Source organism: Fodinibius sp., assembly GCF_041642155.1.
Taxonomy (GTDB): Bacteria; Bacteroidota; Rhodothermia; order Balneolales; family Balneolaceae; genus Fodinibius.
Genome location: NZ_JBEPWZ010000257.1, coordinates 1 through 4,324, shown reverse-complemented (window position 1 = coordinate 4,324; position 4,324 = coordinate 1). Strand labels below are relative to the sequence as shown.

Here is a 4,324-nt window from a genome sequence, read left to right as displayed (position 1 = left end):
CAGTTCATATCCCTCTTGTTCCGAACAACTACTGACAACCAACAGAACAAAAATTAATAATATCCAAAACGCTAGTCCGTGATTAGGAAAGTTCATGCATTTTAAAATTATGAATATATTTGGTTTGTGAATTCGAGCTGACCAATTTGGCAGATGTATCTAATCTTCTTCTTAGTATTCCATAATCTGTTTATCCTCCACAAGTTGCCGGCAAAAGTTGTTTGTGCTCGACTTCCTGAACCATTCTTATTCTCATTAATGGCTAATATAGCGGCGCAGGATCTATTCAGCTGGATTAAAGACGCAATTAAAGATTCTCCGTCCTGCTGTTGACTTCGATAGAGTACCCATCCGGGTCTTTGATATATACCTGCTTGACTCCATCCGGGCGATAATTGACCTGATTTACATTTCCCGGCCAGTCAGTAAATTCGATATCCCGGGTGCGCAGATTTTCCACAAATTCGTCAAAATTTGAAATCGTCACAGCCAGATGGATTGATTTATTGACCTTGACTCCTTCCATCTCGTCTGCCAGCAGGTGCAGCTGGAGATCACCACCCAGTGAAAACCACCGGCGAGTGGGTTTCCCGGTTTCATTTTTTATCTCTTTTAATCCCAGTATCTCTTTATAGAAGCTGGCGGATGAATCCAGATCACTTACCACAAGAGCCTGGTGATCAAATGCGGTATCAAATCCCTGGGAATAACCGGCCCACTCCCGCCATTGGGACTCCAACCGATTGACCACATCGGGGTGTTGGCCGGCCAGGTTCGTCGTTTCCGTGCGGTCGGTCTGCCGGTCATACAGCTCCCATTCCTCCTCCCAGCGCACCAACTTCCACTTTTCCGTTTGAACAGCGCGGCCGCTGTTCCACTCGTAATACAGCGGCTGCTCGCGCTCTATGGAATCTCCCCGGAGCAGGGGGAGCAGGCTGACGCCCTTCATCGGATGCATGGGTTCGCCGCGGTACTCGTCGGGATATTCCGCCCCGCTTACCTCAACGAGCGTGGGCATGATATCAATAAAATGGAGCAGGCTGTGGTCAATCTGTCCCCCTTCGGAGATGACCTCCGGCCAGTGAACGATAAAGGGCGTGGCCGTACCCCCCTCATGGGAGTAGTTCTTGTAGAGACGGAATGGGGTATTGGCCACGTTGGCCCAGTCTTCCTTCAGCGAGGCCCAGCGGGTCATCGATCCGATGGGACCCTCCCCGATTTGCACGACTTCGGCTGAGGCGCCGTTGTCGGAGGCAAACATGATGAGCGTATTGTCCAGCTCGCCCCGCTCTTCCAGGTAATCAATCAACCGCCCGATATTCTGGTCCAACCGGTCGATCATCGCGGCATAGACCTGCATCCGCCGCAGCTGGTCGGCCCTGGTCGAATCGTCAAGGTCTGACCAGGGGCGATGGGTTGGCTCCGATCGCGGGTAGCGCTCGTCAAGCAGTCCCATCCGGCGCTGTCGCTCGTAGCGGGCCTGGGCAATGGCCTCGTAGCCGGCCTCATACACCCCTTCGTATTTTTTAATATCTTCCTCTGGGGCCTGCAGCGGATCGTGCGGGGCCTGGTAGGACAAGTACAGCATAAAGGGTTGGGAATCTTCTTCATAGCGGCCCAGCAGTTCCAGCGCCCAGTCGGTCCAGCTGTCGGTGCCATAGTAATCCCCGGGGGGCGTATAGGGCTCGGCCAGCGAGTCGTCAAATGCAAAAGTCCGCGGGTAAAAACCCGGCTTCTGGGCCGGGGGACCCGGATCCCTGGGACGCTGCTCGCCGGGGTTGAAGTAGTTGGCCGCCCCGTCGCGCAGTCCCCAGTAGTGATCAAAACCCCACTCGTAGGGGTTGTCCGTGCTGTGGTGCTTTCCCACAAAAATGGTGGTGTAGTCTGCCTCGCTGAGCACTTCCCCGAACATCACCGCCTGCTCGAAGTCCCCCGCCGACTCGCTCATCCCCACCTGCTGGGCATACTGTCCCGTTAAGAGCACCGCTCTCGAGGGGAAGCATTTGCTGGTGTTATGCATCTGTGTAAACCGGATACCGTTGTTCGCCAGCCGGTCCAGGTTCGGGGTTTCTATTTCAGATCCATACGCCCCGATGTCCGAATATCCCAGGTCATCGGCCAGAATGAACACGATGTTGGGTGCGGGGGATTCATTCTGTTCACCGGTCGCCTGGCCGCATCCACCGAAAAGGGAAGCGACAAGCAAAATTGTTACAGGGTATACGCAGTATTCTAATATGAGTCTGGTATTCATTTTATCTGTAAAGAACTTATTTAATTGAAAATTTCCTCATTCACGACAGAGCCCTGTACATCGTGATGCCGGAAGGATATATAGGGTTCTCCCGCCTTACGATCAACCGTAATACTCAAAAATCCCCCTTTGACCCGTAGAAACTTGTGCTCCGGCCGCACGTCATTCGGATCCCATCCCTGGGCATGGTAGTCGCTGACAGGTCCCGAGCCAACTTCAACCAACCCTGTTTTACGATCCCGGGACACATACTGCCAGTGCCTGTCGCCGTTAATGACAAACGTCCCTTCCTGGCCGGATAAATATTCTCGCAACCACCCGCCCTCGGTTTCAAAAGCCGAATTGGCATGATTATCATTTTTATTCTTCCGGTCCGGACCCACCACCGGAGTAGCCGAAAACAGTAATTTAAACGTTGCATCGGAGGAGGCCATCGTTTCTTTAAACCACGCAACCTGTTCCTCACCCCATATCGTTTTATGCGGGCCGTCTTCCCGGATATTCGCCGATCGATATTCCCGGCCTTCCACCAGCCATACCTGCAGATCCTTCCCCCAGCGAATCGTGCGATAGGGTTTATCCTGTAAAGGCGCATTTTCATACCACAGCTTCAATCCATCCTCAAACGAAAGATCCCCATATCCCCCTGATCCCGGAAACACATCGTCTTTCAAAAGATCATGATCATCTTTTACCATATAGATGGGTACCCGTTTATACAGCTCTTTGAGGGACGGCCGGGAATCCATCGCATGCCATTTATGTCGCGCTTCTTTCAGCGTTTTTGCCAGGGGACCCGGTTTGTCATAATACACGTAATCTCCGGTGTGAATGAAAAAATCAGGATCCAGCTTTCTCATACTGTCGTAGCTCCTGAACCCTCGCCGGCGGTCATCAAAGCTCCAAAAATATTGACAGGTCGAGGTCACCATACAGGTTCGGCGGACACGTTCCGGGCCGGGAGCAGTCGAAAATCTCCCTCTTGTTACTGTTGCGTTATCCGAAAAAGTGGCCCGGCCCTCAATTTCAACCTGGTACGCCTGGTTTTCCCGCAGATCATCAAACGATATTTGGGCCGTGTAATCACCGCTGGCCTTCACCTTCACCCATTCGGAGACGTTTTCCTCCTCTCCGTTGAATACCCTCGCCCGCACATATCCCTCTGCGCCGGCCACCGCTCCGTCCATCGATTCCACCGGCTGCCCTTCGTCAAAATCAACGGGGTGGCGAAAAACCTCCTGTCGCCTTTTGTGTACAATGGGATTCGGCTTTTCCCGGTCACACAGCCGCGTCCAGATGACGGCAGAATGGCGGCTCACTTCCGAGATTTTAAAACCGGTCGTAAAAAATACGTTCCGGTCTGACCGGTAACCCGGGAGGCTATTTCTAACCCATGAGAACAGGGTGTTGTAATCCCACAGCGAAAAAGACAAAAATCCCAGACCCACCTTTTTTAGAAAGCTTCTTCTGTTGTTTTTGGACATAGTTTTATCACTCTTATACATATTGTCTGACGGACTTTTCCAAAAGCTGTACCAGCCATACACCGGGCGGTCCGGTCCCGGACCCGGATCCCCCGCTTACAAAAATAGAAAAGGCGGCATCTAACGCAACCTTTTCATTCTCATTCTCCTTCTATTTCTATCGCCGGAGAGGCATCCTCCCGCAGGGGGATGGTTGCTGTGACAGGAGGTTCGCCTTCCACCTCCACGCGAATCCTGGCCTGCCGGGGGTCGGCTTCCAGCAGCGTCGCCTCGACGGGCGGAACCGCTCCCCCGGCCGGTGTCAACACCCAGGCGAAGGTAGCATCGCCGTCTATATCCGACCGATAGACCGCGGTGGGATTGGGGGTCTTACTGCCATATGTTTCGCTGTACCACCCCTGGATAACCGGCTCCGTTTGTCCCTCTACCATCTCCAGCGTCCACTCAACAGCGCCGGGGCCTGCCGGGGTGATGCGCAGGTTGGCCCCGCCGGGACTAGTCGAGGCCACCTGGCGGCGCCCGTCGCTTTGCAGCGGCAGCCCGGGCGCGTAATGCCACAGAGCCCGGATCTCACGCGGGCGATCCG

General features: G+C 53.8%; 2 protein-coding genes and 1 pseudogene. All 3 read right to left on the bottom strand.

Annotation, left to right across the window (positions count from 1 at the left end):
- Window positions 1-307: 307 nt before the first annotated feature.
- A complete protein-coding gene (locus tag ACESLU_RS12195) occupies window positions 308-2,254 on the bottom strand; it encodes a sulfatase-like hydrolase/transferase (RefSeq protein ID WP_372638922.1) in 1,947 nt (648 codons plus the stop codon).
- A gap of 20 nt (window positions 2,255-2,274) precedes the next feature.
- Entirely contained in the window at window positions 2,275-3,687 is a 1,413-nt protein-coding gene (locus tag ACESLU_RS12190; protein ID WP_372638921.1) for an alkaline phosphatase, read from the bottom strand.
- Between the two features lie 191 nt (window positions 3,688-3,878).
- A pseudogene (locus ACESLU_RS12185) lies at window positions 3,879-4,324 on the bottom strand (hypothetical protein); the annotation flags it as partial.